General features: G+C 42.6%; 13 protein-coding genes. 10 read left to right on the top strand and 3 right to left on the bottom strand.

Features of this window, described 5'->3' with window-relative positions; genetic code table 11:
• Positions 1-12: 12 nt before the first annotated feature.
• From ABDW02_RS06565 to ABDW02_RS06530, 8 genes are all read left to right on the top strand, one after another.
• Positions 13-1,116: an acyltransferase gene (locus ABDW02_RS06565; protein ID WP_343633334.1), complete on the top strand. Its 1,104-nt coding sequence runs from the start codon at positions 13-15 to the stop codon at positions 1,114-1,116.
• Positions 1,113-1,634 carry an NADPH-dependent FMN reductase gene (locus ABDW02_RS06560; RefSeq protein ID WP_343633332.1) on the top strand — a complete coding sequence of 174 codons (522 nt, stop codon included), beginning with the start codon at positions 1,113-1,115 and terminating at the stop codon, positions 1,632-1,634. Before ABDW02_RS06565 ends, ABDW02_RS06560 begins: the two co-directional genes overlap by 4 nt.
• Before the next feature lie 445 nt (positions 1,635-2,079).
• Positions 2,080-4,032 (top strand): lamin tail domain-containing protein, encoded by a 1,953-nt coding sequence (locus tag ABDW02_RS06555; RefSeq protein WP_343633330.1) that lies wholly within the window; start codon positions 2,080-2,082, stop codon positions 4,030-4,032.
• 74 nt (positions 4,033-4,106) lie between these two features.
• Positions 4,107-5,741, top strand: coding sequence for a T9SS type A sorting domain-containing protein (locus ABDW02_RS06550; RefSeq protein WP_343633328.1), 1,635 nt, complete (start codon positions 4,107-4,109; stop codon positions 5,739-5,741).
• An 87-nt stretch (positions 5,742-5,828) separates the two neighbouring features.
• Entirely contained in the window at positions 5,829-6,611 is a 783-nt protein-coding gene (locus tag ABDW02_RS06545) for a hypothetical protein (protein ID WP_343633326.1), read from the top strand.
• Between the two features lie 3 nt (positions 6,612-6,614).
• Positions 6,615-7,208 carry a CDP-alcohol phosphatidyltransferase family protein gene (locus tag ABDW02_RS06540; RefSeq protein ID WP_343633324.1) on the top strand — a complete coding sequence of 198 codons (594 nt, stop codon included), beginning with the start codon at positions 6,615-6,617 and terminating at the stop codon, positions 7,206-7,208.
• Positions 7,205-8,170 (top strand): phosphatidate cytidylyltransferase, encoded by a 966-nt coding sequence (locus ABDW02_RS06535; protein ID WP_343633322.1) that lies wholly within the window; start codon positions 7,205-7,207, stop codon positions 8,168-8,170. Before ABDW02_RS06540 ends, ABDW02_RS06535 begins: the two co-directional genes overlap by 4 nt.
• Positions 8,171-8,205: 35 nt before the next feature.
• A complete protein-coding gene (locus tag ABDW02_RS06530) occupies positions 8,206-8,820 on the top strand; it encodes a lysophospholipid acyltransferase family protein (protein ID WP_343633320.1) in 615 nt (204 codons plus the stop codon).
• Positions 8,821-8,890: 70 nt separating this feature from the next.
• Here the strand turns inward: ABDW02_RS06530 and ABDW02_RS06525 are convergent, their stop codons facing one another.
• Positions 8,891-10,027: a metallophosphoesterase gene (locus ABDW02_RS06525; RefSeq protein ID WP_343633318.1), complete on the bottom strand. Its 1,137-nt coding sequence runs from the start codon at positions 10,025-10,027 to the stop codon at positions 8,891-8,893.
• 172 nt (positions 10,028-10,199) lie between these two features.
• Between ABDW02_RS06525 and ABDW02_RS06520 the strand changes: the two genes are divergently transcribed.
• Entirely contained in the window at positions 10,200-11,006 is an 807-nt protein-coding gene (locus ABDW02_RS06520; RefSeq protein ID WP_343633316.1) for a universal stress protein, read from the top strand.
• A 352-nt stretch (positions 11,007-11,358) separates the two neighbouring features.
• Positions 11,359-12,192, top strand: coding sequence for a S1-like domain-containing RNA-binding protein (locus tag ABDW02_RS06515; protein WP_343633314.1), 834 nt, complete (start codon positions 11,359-11,361; stop codon positions 12,190-12,192).
• A gap of 119 nt (positions 12,193-12,311) precedes the next feature.
• Here ABDW02_RS06515 and ABDW02_RS06510 read toward each other — a convergent pair whose 3' ends face one another.
• Positions 12,312-13,091 (bottom strand): response regulator, encoded by a 780-nt coding sequence (locus ABDW02_RS06510; protein WP_343633312.1) that lies wholly within the window; start codon positions 13,089-13,091, stop codon positions 12,312-12,314.
• Entirely contained in the window at positions 13,088-14,125 is a 1,038-nt protein-coding gene (locus tag ABDW02_RS06505; RefSeq protein ID WP_343633310.1) for a histidine kinase, read from the bottom strand. The genes ABDW02_RS06510 and ABDW02_RS06505 overlap by 4 nt, the downstream gene beginning before the upstream one ends.
• Positions 14,126-14,183: the final 58 nt, after the last annotated feature.

The following is a 14,183-nucleotide window of genomic DNA, read 5'->3' as shown; positions in this document are numbered from 1 at the left end:
TGAATTTATTTTATGAATGCATACCACTTAAGGGAGGGCTCTTCGGTCATCCTGGATTTGATTAGAGGATTGAGTGCCCAGGCAGTAGTGATTGGGCACGCAATGTCCTTTTTCGACGTATTTAAATCGTTGCACGAACCGAATTTTCCCTGGATCCAGCACATTGCGGTACTTATTTTCTTTTTGCTTTCCGGATACCTGGTTACTTATGCTACGGTGAAAAAGCTTGAAAATGATTCTGGTTATACCTTTCGTCATTATTTTGCAGATCGTTTTTCACGCATTTACACGACATTTATTCCAGCCTTGGTATTTGTGTTTATTGTCGATCTTATCAGCAGGTATGTAAATATAAGTGCCTATAATCATGAGCATTCGTTTAATCTGAAAACGTTCGTGGTAAACCTGTTTATGTTCCAGGATTTTAAAGCGTTCAGTTCGATTCCTTTCGATAATATTACCAGTTTTGGTTCTGCAAATTCGTTTTGGTCGTTGGCCGTCGAATGGTGGCTTTACATGCTTTTCGGATTTATTTTACTCGTAGTACTTAAAAGAAAGAGTACTGTCTTTATGATTCCGCTCCTGCTTTTATTCTCTTATTTCCCGATAATTAATATCATCGGAGGAAGAGGAAGCGGATTGACCGTTTTTTGGTTTTTCGGAGTGTTCATCTATGTTATTTCAACCACCGATTTGCTAAAAAATGTGGAACGAAAATTCAAGGTTATAGCCGTATTAGCAATTGTTTTGCTGGCATTCATTCGCATTTATTACTTAATGAAAGCTTATGATGCCGTTTTTGCATTTATGATGGCGGTTGCGTTGTGGTTGATCATTGATCTGTTTAAAGATGTGCATTTCCCGGAAAGATTAAAACAGTTGATCCGGTTTAACGCAAGTTATTCCTATACGCTGTATTTGTTCCATTACAATATTTTGGATTTTATGTATTCGCACTACTTTAATAAGTACAATCCGTATCTGTTATTTGTGATAGGTTTCATACTTTCAAACGCAATAAGCATGTTGGTTGGAAGATATACGGAGGTTGTTCTTACCAAAAAAGTGAAGAGCTGGATGTATAACAGACTGAATAAAAAACCGGTAAACGCATGAAAACAATCCTGGCAATCATAGGCAGCGCGAGTGAAAACTCCACCAATGAACGATTGGTTCAATTCCTGGCAAATTCAACAGGCGATACAATCCGTTGGACCATTTTCAATTCATTGAAATCCCTGCCGCATTTCGATCCGGAATTATCGGTAAACAACACGCCAGCCGAAATTGCAGCTTTCAGAAAACAGATTGAACAGGCAGACGGAGTTATAATCTGCACTCCGGAATATGTGTTCAGTATTCCCGCCGGATTGAAAAATGCCATTGAATGGTGCGTTTCCACAACTGTTTTCTCGGATAAACTCTGTGGATTGATTACTGCTTCGGCACAGGGAGAAAAAGGCCATGAAGAATTGCAATTACTGATGAAAACGCTGACGGCCAGATTCACAGCGGAAACTACCTTGTTGATTCCCGGAGTTAAAGGAAAAATCGACCGTTCGGGAAATGTGGATACCCAAACGCGGTCCGAGTTGAAGCACTTTTTGGATGCTTTTACTGTTCTATTGGGCTAAAGCCGTTTCGGTGTACTGCTACAACCCTATTCTTTCGTAAAAATGTTCTCCTGAATTCGAGTTGGAAATAGCATGTGAATTCGGTGTTACGCAAGTATTTGCTTTCGGAAAAAGGTTAAAAACTGCTGTTTTGTCACAGGTTTTAACGAAAAAAATAACAATCGTTAAACAAGCAATAGGTTCTTTTTAAGCACCTTATATAAATCAAAAATCAGTCCGCAATTTCTTTATTGGAATCTATTTAAAAAATAGTAAACATCCCGAATGCATTTTTTGCAGGTCTAAATCGATTTTCCAGTTTTGTTAACTCATTGAAAATTAATATTGGTTTCCATTTCCGGGAAAACTTAAAGCATTCTTATTATTTGCTTTAAACCTTTAAAATCAGTCCGTTGTAACTTAGCTCCGGTTTCGAAACCATCTATTCACGTTAAAAATTTCAATTATGAAAAAAAGAAACACAGTAGTAAGATCACTATTCCTGACAAGTGTGTTGGCACTTACAGGTTTTGCCACTAACGGACAAGTATTGGAAACGATGGGTACAACCGCTTTGGGTACAGGTACTCAAACTATCGCTGCCAGAGAAGCAGCAGGAAGCTTTGACCAAACTGCGCTTACTTATGTTGGTACTGCAGACATGCGAACAACTACTATCTCAACAGGTTACACGGGTGCATCGGGAGGTTACAACACATTTATTGCCGCCCAAAAGTACTTCGAAATGCAGGGAGTAAACGCTGTAGGATGCAGAAGCACAGACTCTTTGACATTCGGTATCTACAAAAACACGAATGCCGCTACCGGGATCGATTATTTAACACTGGAATACAGTAACGACAATGGGATTACCTGGAATCCGCTTACTTACAATGCATTGCCAACAGGGTCGGGAACTGCAAAATGGTATTTAAGAGGAGTTGTTTTGCCAGCTGGTGCTCATGTTGCGAACCTGAGAATCCGTTTCACAAATACGTTGGTAGGAACGGCTTCATCTAATCCGCAGTACCGTATCGATGACATCCGGTTCAAGTGTGGATCAACTACCTCTTGCGGAGATGCAGCAGCATCCATTTCTCCTTCAGGTGCAACAGTATTGTGTGCGGGAGCGACTATGCCACAACTGACTGCTACAACAGGAATCATCGATCCTTTCTACCAATGGTACAACCAGGACGGAATGATCACAGGAGCTGATCAGGATGTTTACACTCCTGCAACTTCAGGAACTTACCATGTAGTTGTTAGCAGCGAAGACGGATGTGAAGCTATTTCTGAAGAAGTGTATGTGTTGGTTTACCCGCAGGTTCAATACTGCCCGATCGATATCGTGGAAGGTTGTGCTACAGAAATCGTTTCAGCTTGTATAAGCGTGAAAGCACCAGAATTGATCTTCTCTCAGTACGTAGAAGGAAGCGGATTGAACAAATACCTGGAGATTTACAACGGAACTTGTTCTGCAATTAACCTTACAGGTTACCAGGTGCGTGCTTACCACAACGGAACGCCTATGACAGGAACACCTTCATTTACAATTGCGCTTTCAGGAACGATTGCTGCAAACGGAACAATTGTTATTGCGAATCCGTCTGCAACTATCTGGAGCGGTACACCAAACATTTTCTCGGCAAACCTTCAGTTCAACGGTGACGATGCTTTGGTATTGTATAACACAAACACATCTGCTGTAGTTGATATCTTCGGTTCCGTAGGAAATGATCCGGGATCTTCCTGGAGAGACAACGATTCTACCAGCACTACTTACCACTGGACTACTGAGGACAAAACCTTGGTTAGAAAACCATGTGTTTACTCCGGAATTACTGTAAATCCAGGTTTACCGGGAATCGGAGGTTTCCCTACGCTATTCACGGAGTGGGATACACTTGCTAAAGATGATGTAACTGGTTTGGGATCTCACACATTCGGTCCTTCTTCTTTCAACTTTACACCTTCTTCAGGTAATGCAAGTGTTGCAGGAGTTATTGGAAACTGTGTGGATATCGAAGTTGGGTCAGTGAATTCTGTGATTGATGTTACGGGATCGTTCTGTACATTCAACAACTGTAATGCTGCGCCAGGAAAGATTAACGTAAACGTGATCAACTGCGGAGCACGTGTTAACAGTTCAAAATCTACTCCAACTGCAGATTTGTTCCCTAACCCTACAACAGGTTCTGTAATGATTAACTTCAATACTGCTTCAGAAGAAGAAGTTTCCATCGTATTGGTTGATCTTTCCGGAAAAGAACAAATGACTATCCAAAACGGATTATTGTCAAAAGGAACTCACAGAATGCAAGCTGACTTGTCGAGCCTTGCTCCTGGAACTTACCTGATCAAAATTTCTTCTGCTACTGAAAACCAAACATTTCGTGTAGTTAAAGCAGAAAAATAAGAATTTCGGATTCTTAAGGAAAGAGTCCTTCTGTTTCGGCAGAGGGACTCTTTTAATCATTTATAATGTTTAGCATGAAAAGAAAATTAATGTTCCTTTTAGTGAGTGTTTTTGGATTAGGAATAAATCCTGTAAAAGCTCAAACACCTTTTAACCCAACAACCTATTCGGGATGGATGACTACCCCGAACAATTATTTTGCAAACCTTCCTGCAGCATCCGGAGTTACATTCAGTCAGCCGGCAAGAGGAGCCGGTAATCAATTTTCAACTGCAGCCGACGGGATTAATTCCGGTCAATGGCAAAATACCAGTTCTTCCGACGCAATTGCAGCCAACCGGTATTTTGTTTTTTCAATAACAGCCAATTCGAGTACATCCATCCAGGTCGACAGCCTTTTACTGATTCTTGCCAGAACAAGCGCCGGTCCTGATTCGTGCATCCTTCAATATAAATCGCCGGCTACCGGTTACAATTTTGTTCCCGTGGCTCCGGATACTTACACCATTTTAAATCCTTCAACAGATCCTACGACTTCCATTTCAGTTGTTCCGGCGATGCCTTTGATGGTCCCCGCTTCCGACAGCATTGTTTTCCGGTTGGTGGCATGGCATGCGAGCAGTTCGCTGGGAAAAATGAGAATGGTCAACAACACCGCAGTGTATGGCCGGGCCATTCCGTTAAATACCATTGAAGCACCCAATGTACAAATCACAGATGCGCTGTGCGTATCTGCCATAAAAGGCGACAGCGTTCAGGTGATATTCAATACCACCGGGACATTTGACGGCGGGAACAGCTATACACTTGAATTGTCAGATGCTTCCGGATCATTTTCCACTCCATTGGCAATCGGTTCGTTGAATAGTTCATCGAACAGCGGTACGATCCATGGATTTATTCCGTCAGGAACTTCCAGTGCGTCCTATCGTTTAAGAGTGAGATCCAGCAATCCGGCAGTTACCGGGTTAGACACAACCGGTTTATTAATAAATTCCGGGATTGTTTTAACGGCTTCGGTCCTTCAGCCGGCTTGCCCCGATAATACCGGTGAAATCGACCTGGAACTTTCAGGAGGAACGGGAATCATTCAATACGATTGGTCGACCGGGCAAACGACAGAAGATGTGGCCAACCTTCCGGGAGGAAATGTGGCTGTTTTGGTAACGGATCAGGCGGGTTGTTCGGCAGATTCTTCTTTCCAGATCCTTCCTGTTCCCGCTTTCAATGTGTCGGCTACTATCAGCAATGCGCTTTGTGCATCGTGCTTTGGGTCGATTGATCTGCATGTAAGCGGTGGAAATGCGCCTTACTCCTATTGGTGGTCAAACAACGCTGCTTCCAGCCAGATTATCGGAGTTCCAGGAACTTATTGTGTGACCGTTACCGATGCCAATAACTGCACGACGGATAGTTGCCTGGTGATTTCTTCCACAGCCGGTTTGGGTGAAGAAACATCCTTTGTATGGACTGTTTTTCCGAATCCAGCGTCAGAATCGGTTCAACTGGTGTTTTCAAGTGTTTTGGCCGGATCAAAAGAATTGATCATCCTGGATTTAAGTGGAAGAACAGTTTATCAATCATCTCTCACACAAGAAACAGAACAAGTGATTATTCCGGTAAAAAACTGGTCAAACGGAGCTTATCAGTTCCTGTTAATCACTGAAACCGGGAATTCCGGATCAGGAAGAATAGTGGTTTCCCACTAATAGCAGAAACATGCAGGGGCGATCCGTACATGCGGGATTCGCTCCTGCATGTTTGATTGTTCGGTGGAAATCAATATATTCGTTTTGATGAAACCTTTTTACCTGGTCATAACCTTCTTGCTCATGAGCCTGATTTCTTTTGGCAGAGATCGTATTTTCCTGCAATCCGGGCCGCAACCCAAAAGTGAACGCGAGGCCATTGTTATCCTGGCAGGATTAGGATCCAAAGTACACAATGAAGCAAAAATAGCCCGGTATTTTAAAAATAAAGGATACGACGTTTACCAGCCCTCTTACATTTACCGGAAAGGAATGGATAAAGGCGTTGATAAATTGGATAGGTTTTCCAAAAAGCACGAACTGAACACCTATAAAAAAGTCCATTTCTTCTGCTACATCATCGGTAGCTGGACGTTCAATCGCTGGTATCCTAAATCAAACCTTACGAATATTGCTACAATTGTTTACGACAGAAGTCCGTTGCAGGAACGGGCGCCCTATGTCCTGATGAAAGACAGCAGGTTTATTGCCCGCCTGGTCATTGGAAAAATAAATCATGAACTGGCAACTACTCCTTATCCTCCACTGACAAATTTCAAGGGAAACATTGGGCTTCTGATCGAAACAGTTCCTACCAAACTCATTCTGAGGCACCGGAAAACTGCCGCTTCTTTGGGGCCTGTCCAATGGTCGGTTGATTCGTTGCGCCAATACTGTTCCGATTATTTTTACGCACCGGTCAATCACGACGAAATGTACACAGACATTGAAAAAACAGGGGCTGAAGTGTTGGGTTTTATGAAAAACGGGAAATTTGGAGAACAGGTAAACCGGAAAGCTCCCGGTGCTGATCCGCTCATTCAAAAATAGCATATGATTTCTGTCTACAACATCAAGCCCAAATTTCAAAAGCTCCTGCGTCCGGTATTGGTCAGATTGCATGCAATGGGAATCACTGCAAACGGAATTACCTGGGCTGCAATTGTGCTTTCTTTTGCTGTCGGTGGATTATTCTACTGGAAACCTTCCGGATTTATGCTGATTGTTTTACCGGTTTCTTTGTTGGTAAGAATGGCTCTGAACGCACTCGACGGAATGATGGCGCGCGAATACAACATGCAGAGCAAAAAAGGCGAATTACTGAATGAATTGGGAGATGTTTTAGCCGATATTGCGATGTTCCTGCCTTTGGTACTGCTTCCGGGAATGCATCCTTTGGTATTGTTTGCATTTGTGATTTTGGGAGTGGTAAACGAATTTACAGGAGTTCTGGCAAAAGCAATGACCGGTCAGCGCCGCTACGATGGCCCGATGGGGAAAAGTGACCGTGCTCTGCTCGTTGGTTTGACACAGCTCCTGCTCTACTTCTTCCCGGAAATAAAAGTTGCATTGAATTATATTTTCGGAACGGGAAGCCTGCTGTTGGTAATTAGTACAGCCATTCGCATTAAAAAAACACTCGCATGATTTTAGCCTTTGATTTAGTTGCTTTTGTAGAGAATAAAGAAACCCTGATTGTGATCGGTTTGATCTTTGGTATTCTCGTTTTTGCCACACTTCTGTTCTGGATTATGGGATTGGTGAAGCCCAACGCAAATATTGCAGAATTGAAAATGCGTACGAAATCCTGGTGGATGATGGCGACGATTTTTGTGGTTGCAACCGTTTTGGATCCCGCTATTTCATTCGTGGCAATCGGTGCGCTTTCATTTATGGCGCTTCGTGAAATTGCCTCAATCAGTAAAAATATGCGCGACGAGGACCGCAAGATCCTGATTTGGTGTTACCTGGCAATTCCGGTTCAGTACCTCTTCGCGTATTACAAGCAATACAGTTTGTTCCTGACATTCATCCCGATTTTTATGCACTTGTGGATACCATTTATGTTGGTTTTACGTGGAGTAACAGAAAATATCGGCCGGGCCATGTCGGTGCTGCCCACTCAATTGATGCTGACGGTTTTTGGCGTGAGTCACCTGGCATTTTTGCTCAGTTTGCCGGAATTGGAAGGGTTCAAAGCAGGCGGTCGCGGTTTGTTGCTTTTTGTGGTCTTTATTACCGAAATGAATGATGTATTCCAGTTTACCTGGGGAAAAATGTTCGGTCGGTATAAAATTATTCCCAAGATCAGCCCGAATAAAACCTGGGAAGGATTCATCGGTGGAATTATCACTACCACCGTTGTCGGTTATTTTCTCCGGTTTCTCACCCCTTTTTCCGGAATGGAGGCCATCCTGATCTGTTTGTCCGTAGCCATTACCGGCTTTATCGGAGATGTCGTGGTTTCGGCCATCAAACGCGATATCGGGATGAAAGATACCGGGAATACGATTCCGGGCCACGGAGGAATTCTGGACCGGATTGATTCCCTGGCACTCACGGCGCCGGTATTTTTCCACATCGTTTACAACTTGTATTACCTGAAGTGAAAAAGGTCGTTCTATTCGTCGTTTATTCCGTCATTATGCGGATGGTACTCAAGCTTTTTTCGGGTACCAAACTGATCCATAAGGAGAATTTAGTCTATAAAGGTCCGTGTATCATCGTGGGAAATCACAATTCACATTTGGATACGATTTCAATCATGGCTCATTTGTCCTTTCATCAGCTTGCTAAAACACATCCCATTGCGGCTGGTGATTATTTCGGGAAATCTCCTTTTAAAGCCGCGTTGACGCGCTTTTTTGTGAATGCAATACTGATTCCGCGTTCACGCCCGAAAGAAGGCGAAACCGGCCCGGATCCGATTCAGCTCATGATAGAAGTGCTTCAAAAAGGAGAATCCTTGTTGCTGTTTCCGGAAGGATCGAGAGGTGAACCGGAGAAATTCCAGAAATTCAAACGCGGAGTCGGATTGGTGCTGGAACAATGCCCGGATATTCCCTTCATTCCTGTTTACATGAAAGGCCTGGGGAAAATCTTACCCAAAGGCGATCCTGTTCCGGTTCCTTTTGATAGCTACATGTATATCGGAAAACCTGTCTTCCCGAAAGGAAAAACCGCTGAAGAAATCGTGAATGAAGTGGAATTGCAGATTCACGCCCTGAAGAAAGAATTCGATCCCCTTGAAAATGGATAATTCATGATTGAAAAGAGTACTAAGATTCAAAAAGCTTTTCAATTTTACATTTTCAATTTTCAATTTTCAATTATTTTCGGTGTAATTTAATCAGCGTAATCTCCGGGTAAATCCCTACTCTTCCCGGAAAGCCCAGGTAGCCGAATCCGCGGTTTACATACAGGAATTGTTTCCCGACATGGTACAATCCCGCCCATTTTTTATAGCGGAACGAAACGGGGCTCCATTTGATTCCGAAGCGTTCAATGCCGAATTGCATGCCGTGCGTGTGTCCGGACAAGGTCAGATCGATATCTGTTTTGGCAACCACCTGCTCGTCAAAATGGCTCGGATCGTGGGAAAGCAATAATTTAAAGGAGTCTGCAGGAACTTTTTCCAGGGTTTCATCCAGTTTCCCGCTCTGACGAAAAGGCGCTGTCCCCCAATTCTCAACGCCGAGCAGCCAGAATCCCGGTTTGATTTCCACAGCATCATTCAAGAGCGGTGTGAATCCGATTTCCTTATGAATAGCAATCAATTTCGTCAGGTTGGCATTTTTGGTTTCTTCCCGTTCCCATGGTACATAATCACCATAATCGTGGTTCCCAAGAATGCTGTATTTTCCTCTTTTCGCCTGGATTTTTGAAAAAACCGGTTCCCAGCCAAGCATTTCTTCAGCAATGTTATTGACCAAATCGCCGGTAAAGAACACAAAATCAGCTTCCAGCCGATTGATTTGCTGAATGGCTTTTTCGACTTTGTCGTATTTATTAAAGAAGCTTCCCACATGGACATCGCTGATCTGAACAATTTTCAATCCGTCGGAATCTGCCGGCAGGTTTTCAAAAGGCAAGTCGATGGTATGCGTTTTCCAGTTCCATCTTCCCCAAATAATTCCAACCAAAATAGCAACGAGTAAAGCAATGGCGATCCCGAATCCTATGTATTCGACAAAAGCAATTCCCGTAATCAGGTAGATGATCCCGAAAAGAAAGAAGCCCAGGGCCGGAACACCTGTTGCGATCATGACGCCAAATGCGTTGAAACCTTTTCGGTAATCGGTTGTTTTGCGGTTCCGGAACATACGCATCATGACGATCATACTCCCGAAGAATAATGTCAGTTGTAAGATTCCCAGAATAATAACGAAAGGATTCTGAAATTCGAAAAGTGCGTAGGAAAGTGTAGCCTGGGCTAAAAGAATGAGTAAAAGAATAATTCCAAACATTGCGGATATTTTTAAGAAAAGGTAAAATTAGACAGGTCCGAGCGACTCTTTAGCTAATCTTCGTTAAAATCGGTGAAATAATCGGCGAAATATTTGATCAACATTGAGTTGTTAAAAATAAATACACTTACTGAATCGTTTTTTTGGCTATTTTGGTCTTAAATTGATCGCTATGAGTCGAAATTTGTACATTGTGCCCCATGATCTTACGGAGGTTGGAAACACTGCATTAGACTATGCTTTATTCTTAGGTACACACGTAAGAACGGACATTATGCTCCTTCATTTAGTGGACAATAAATCCAAAATCGCTACCATCGAAGCCAGGTTGTGGGATATTGTGAAAACAAAAACGATTCCTTCCAATGTAGAAATGTTTGTACTGGTAACCGTCGGCGATATTTTCACGGATATCAATAAAATTGCCAACAGGGAACATGCCCAGTTGATTTTGATGGGAACCCACGGTGCAAAAGGCTTCCAGAAGTTAACAGGAAGTTTTGCCATGAAGGTGATTACGAGTTGTGATGTTCCTTTTATCATTGTACAAAAAGAAACCAAGCACGTAGAAATCAAGAACATCGTTGTTCCGATCGATCTAACGAAAGAAAGTCTTCAGATTGTAAGCCCGGCCGGAGATTTGGCCCGCATTTTTGATGCAACCGTTCACGTAATCGGGGAAAAACACACGGATGAAGGGTTATCGCAGCAGACCAAGAACCGCGTTTTGCTGATCCGCAACAAATACGACGAAAAGGGCGCTAAATGTGAAGTAAACCTGCTTCCATCCAGCGGCGGTTATTCCAAAAAAGTCATGGGATACGTGAGTGAGAAGAAAATCGATATGATCGCAATTGCTTATCACTCGGAAAGTTTGCTTCCTCAGTTCGATAATTTTGCCCAGTCATTGATCACGAATGACCTGAAACTGCCTTGTATGATCATTGCAGCGAAGCAATCCGGGAATTTGTATTTCTAGGTGGTCAATTATAGTTCAACCCAATTACTGATCGAGTATTATGCTATTGATAACGATAGTTTTATTGGGGAAATTGACATTTCCAATTACGACTTAGCAACGATTAATAAGTTATGTCCCCCGAAATGGAGGATGATTTAGAGTATTGTGATGGCGTTTTCGTAGAGAAAGAATCATTCCTTTTATTACAGAATTATATTCGAGAGTTGAAGGAATTTGACTATGAAGATTATTGCTATAATATCATTACCCGGGGAATTTGGTAAGATACGAAAGAGTCTAGCCTCCCTTCAAGAGCATCGGATATCATTCGCAATTCGTAATTGGCAATTCTTTTAACTACCTTTGCGCTGTGGAATTAGGAGTTTATAACGAATTGCGCCTTGACCGTTTTACGAGTCCGGGAGCTTACCTGGAAGATGAGGAAGGGAACGATGTATTGTTGCCGACAAAATATGTGGATCCGTCTTTCCAGATAGATGATATGGTAAAAGTGTTCCTGTACAAAGATTCGGAAGGAAGAATCATTGCTACAACACTGACTCCGAAAGTGCTTGTTAACCAGTTTGCTTTCCTGAAAATTGCGGAAGTGAACCAATACGGTGCTTTTGCCGAATGGGGCGTTGAAAAACACCTCTTGATTCCTTATCGGGAACAGCCAAAACCTCTGGAAGAAGGAAAACACTACTTCATTTACATGTACATTGATGAAGCTACAGAGCGTTTGGTGGGAACTTCACGAATCGGGATGTATATGGAGCCTGTGAAAGATGAGCTTCAGGAAAATGACCTGGTAGACCTGATGGTTTGGGAATTTACCGACCTGGGATTGAAAGTTATCGTAAACAATAAATTCCAGGGATTAATCTTCAAAAACGAATTACACCGGCGTGTACGCATGGGCGAAAACCTGAAGGGTTACGTGAAAAAAGTACGTCCCGACGGAAAGCTGGATATTGTTCTGGAAAAACCGGGTTACGACAAGATTGACGCACATTCCCGTAAATTACTGGCAATGTTGCACGATAACGAGGGATTTCTGGATTTAACGGATAAATCTTCACCCGAAGAAATCCAATACAGAACAGGCTGGTCGAAAAAAGTCTTCAAACAAGTGGTTGGAAACCTTTACAAACAAAGACTGATCAGCTTGCACGAAAATGGAATCACGTTAATTGAAAATTGAGAATTGTAAATTGAAAAGTTTAAAGACTCTCAATTGTCAATCACAAATAATCTTACGAAGGAGAATCGATATTTTAAAGAAAATTCCCTTCTTTTCAATTCTCCATTTTACATTTTCAATTAAATAGAAAAGAGCTCCTTAAACTTAATTGCCTGGCGTCTTGAGATTTCAATCTTCTCCCCTTCACGGATCTCTTCTCCGGCAGCGGTTTTGATGATTACGGGTTTTAATTCCACCTGCAACCCTCCATTGAACCAGTTTTCCACTTTCTGGATCCAATTCAGGTTGATGATGTATTTGCGGTTGGCACGGAAAAAATGCTGCGGTTCCAAACGTTCTTCCAGGCTGTTCAGCGATCTTAAGATCAACGGCCTGCTCTTTTCAAAGTACACTTTCACATAGTTCCCGTCGCTTTCAAACATGCGTACCTTTTCCAGGGAAATGTAAAAGCATTTTTCACCGTCTTTGATGAAGATGGAATCCGAAATAGTTAACGGACGCGAAGAACGATCGATTTTCGGAGCTTTTGCCGTAGACTGAAAATCCGCTTCGGAATTATTGAGCAGTTTCTTAACGGTTTCATCCAAACGCGCAGGATCTACCGGCTTCAAAACGTAATCCAGAGCGTTGACCTCGAAAGCTTTCAACGCGAAATCATCAAAGGCCGTTACGAAAACCACTTGTGGAATTTCATCCAGTTTTTTTAACATGTCGAAACCGGTCATTCCCGGCATCTGGATATCCAGGAAAATCAAATCGGGTTTCAGGGCCTTGATTTTTTCAATTCCTTCTTCCGGATTCTTTGCTTCGTCGATGATCTCAATTTCGTGATAATCCTTCAAGAGTTTCTTTAACTCTTCTCGTGCAAGTCTCTCATCGTCAATGATTATTGTCTTCATATATCTTTAATTTCTATCGTTGCAATAACAGTATTCGGGGTGTTCTGTTTAATCTGAAAATGTGCTTTTCCTTTATATTGTAGTTCAAGCCTTCTAAGCGTATTGGCAATCCCGATCCCGGTAGAATCTTTGCGTGTTGAACGCAGGCTTCCGTTATTTTCAACTTCCAGGATGATCGATTCACCGCGCTTTTTTGCACGTATCCAAACGGTCCCGCCTTCAATTAATTGTGAAACGCCGTGTTTTAAAGCGTTTTCAACCAATGTTTGAAGGATAAACGGCGGAATCAGGAAGTGCATAACACTCTTGTCTAATTCCTGCACTATCTCGAGTCGCTCTTCGAAACGTACTTTTTCCAGGTCGAGATAATCCTGTACGATAGCCAGTTCTTCTTCCAACGGAACCAATTGTTCACTTCCGATAATCAATGATTTCCGAAGCAGGTTGGAAAGCTTGGTAATGTTTTCCTGCGCCCGGTAAGGTTCGATATCGATCAGCGCACGGATGGAATTCAGGGAGTTGAACAAAAAGTGCGGATTTAGCTGTGAACGCAGGTTTTTCAGTTCAATCTCGTTGTGGCTTGCCGTTAATTGCAGGTTATTCACCTCCTGTTCCCGTGATCGCTGGAAGAAGTGGAAGGTAAAGTAAACACTGTTCCACAATACGAAGAAAATCAGGGTTGCAGAAACATCCAGCGAAAATTCTACGACGGAGAACTTAAACGGGATTTTCGATACAAAATGAGAAACGAGCATGTTTAAAAACGACATGATCGCCGCAACAACAATCGAAGTGATCAAAACGCGCGGAATCAGGTTGGTCAAACGCATATTCAGCCAGCCCATCGCGATAAAGAAGTAACGCATCAGGTGAGTCAGCATGATCCCGAGCACAAAGAAACAACTGGTTGAAATAACGATCGTTTTCAGGTCGATGCTTTGGTTCGAAAAGGTCGATGCCGAAAAAATCAGCAGGGAAAGCAATGCCCACCCTCCTATCTGTGCCATCCAATACGTCCTTCTTGCTTTAAACATAAACCAAAGTTAAACGAATTCCGCAGCGAAACACATCCGTTTGGAATAAACGGCATTT

The organism is Fluviicola sp. (genome assembly GCF_039596395.1).
Lineage (GTDB): Bacteria > Bacteroidota > Bacteroidia > Flavobacteriales_D > Crocinitomicaceae > Fluviicola.
The sequence above is the reverse complement of the archived record's forward strand: the minus strand, read 5'-3'. Positions and strand labels throughout refer to the sequence as shown.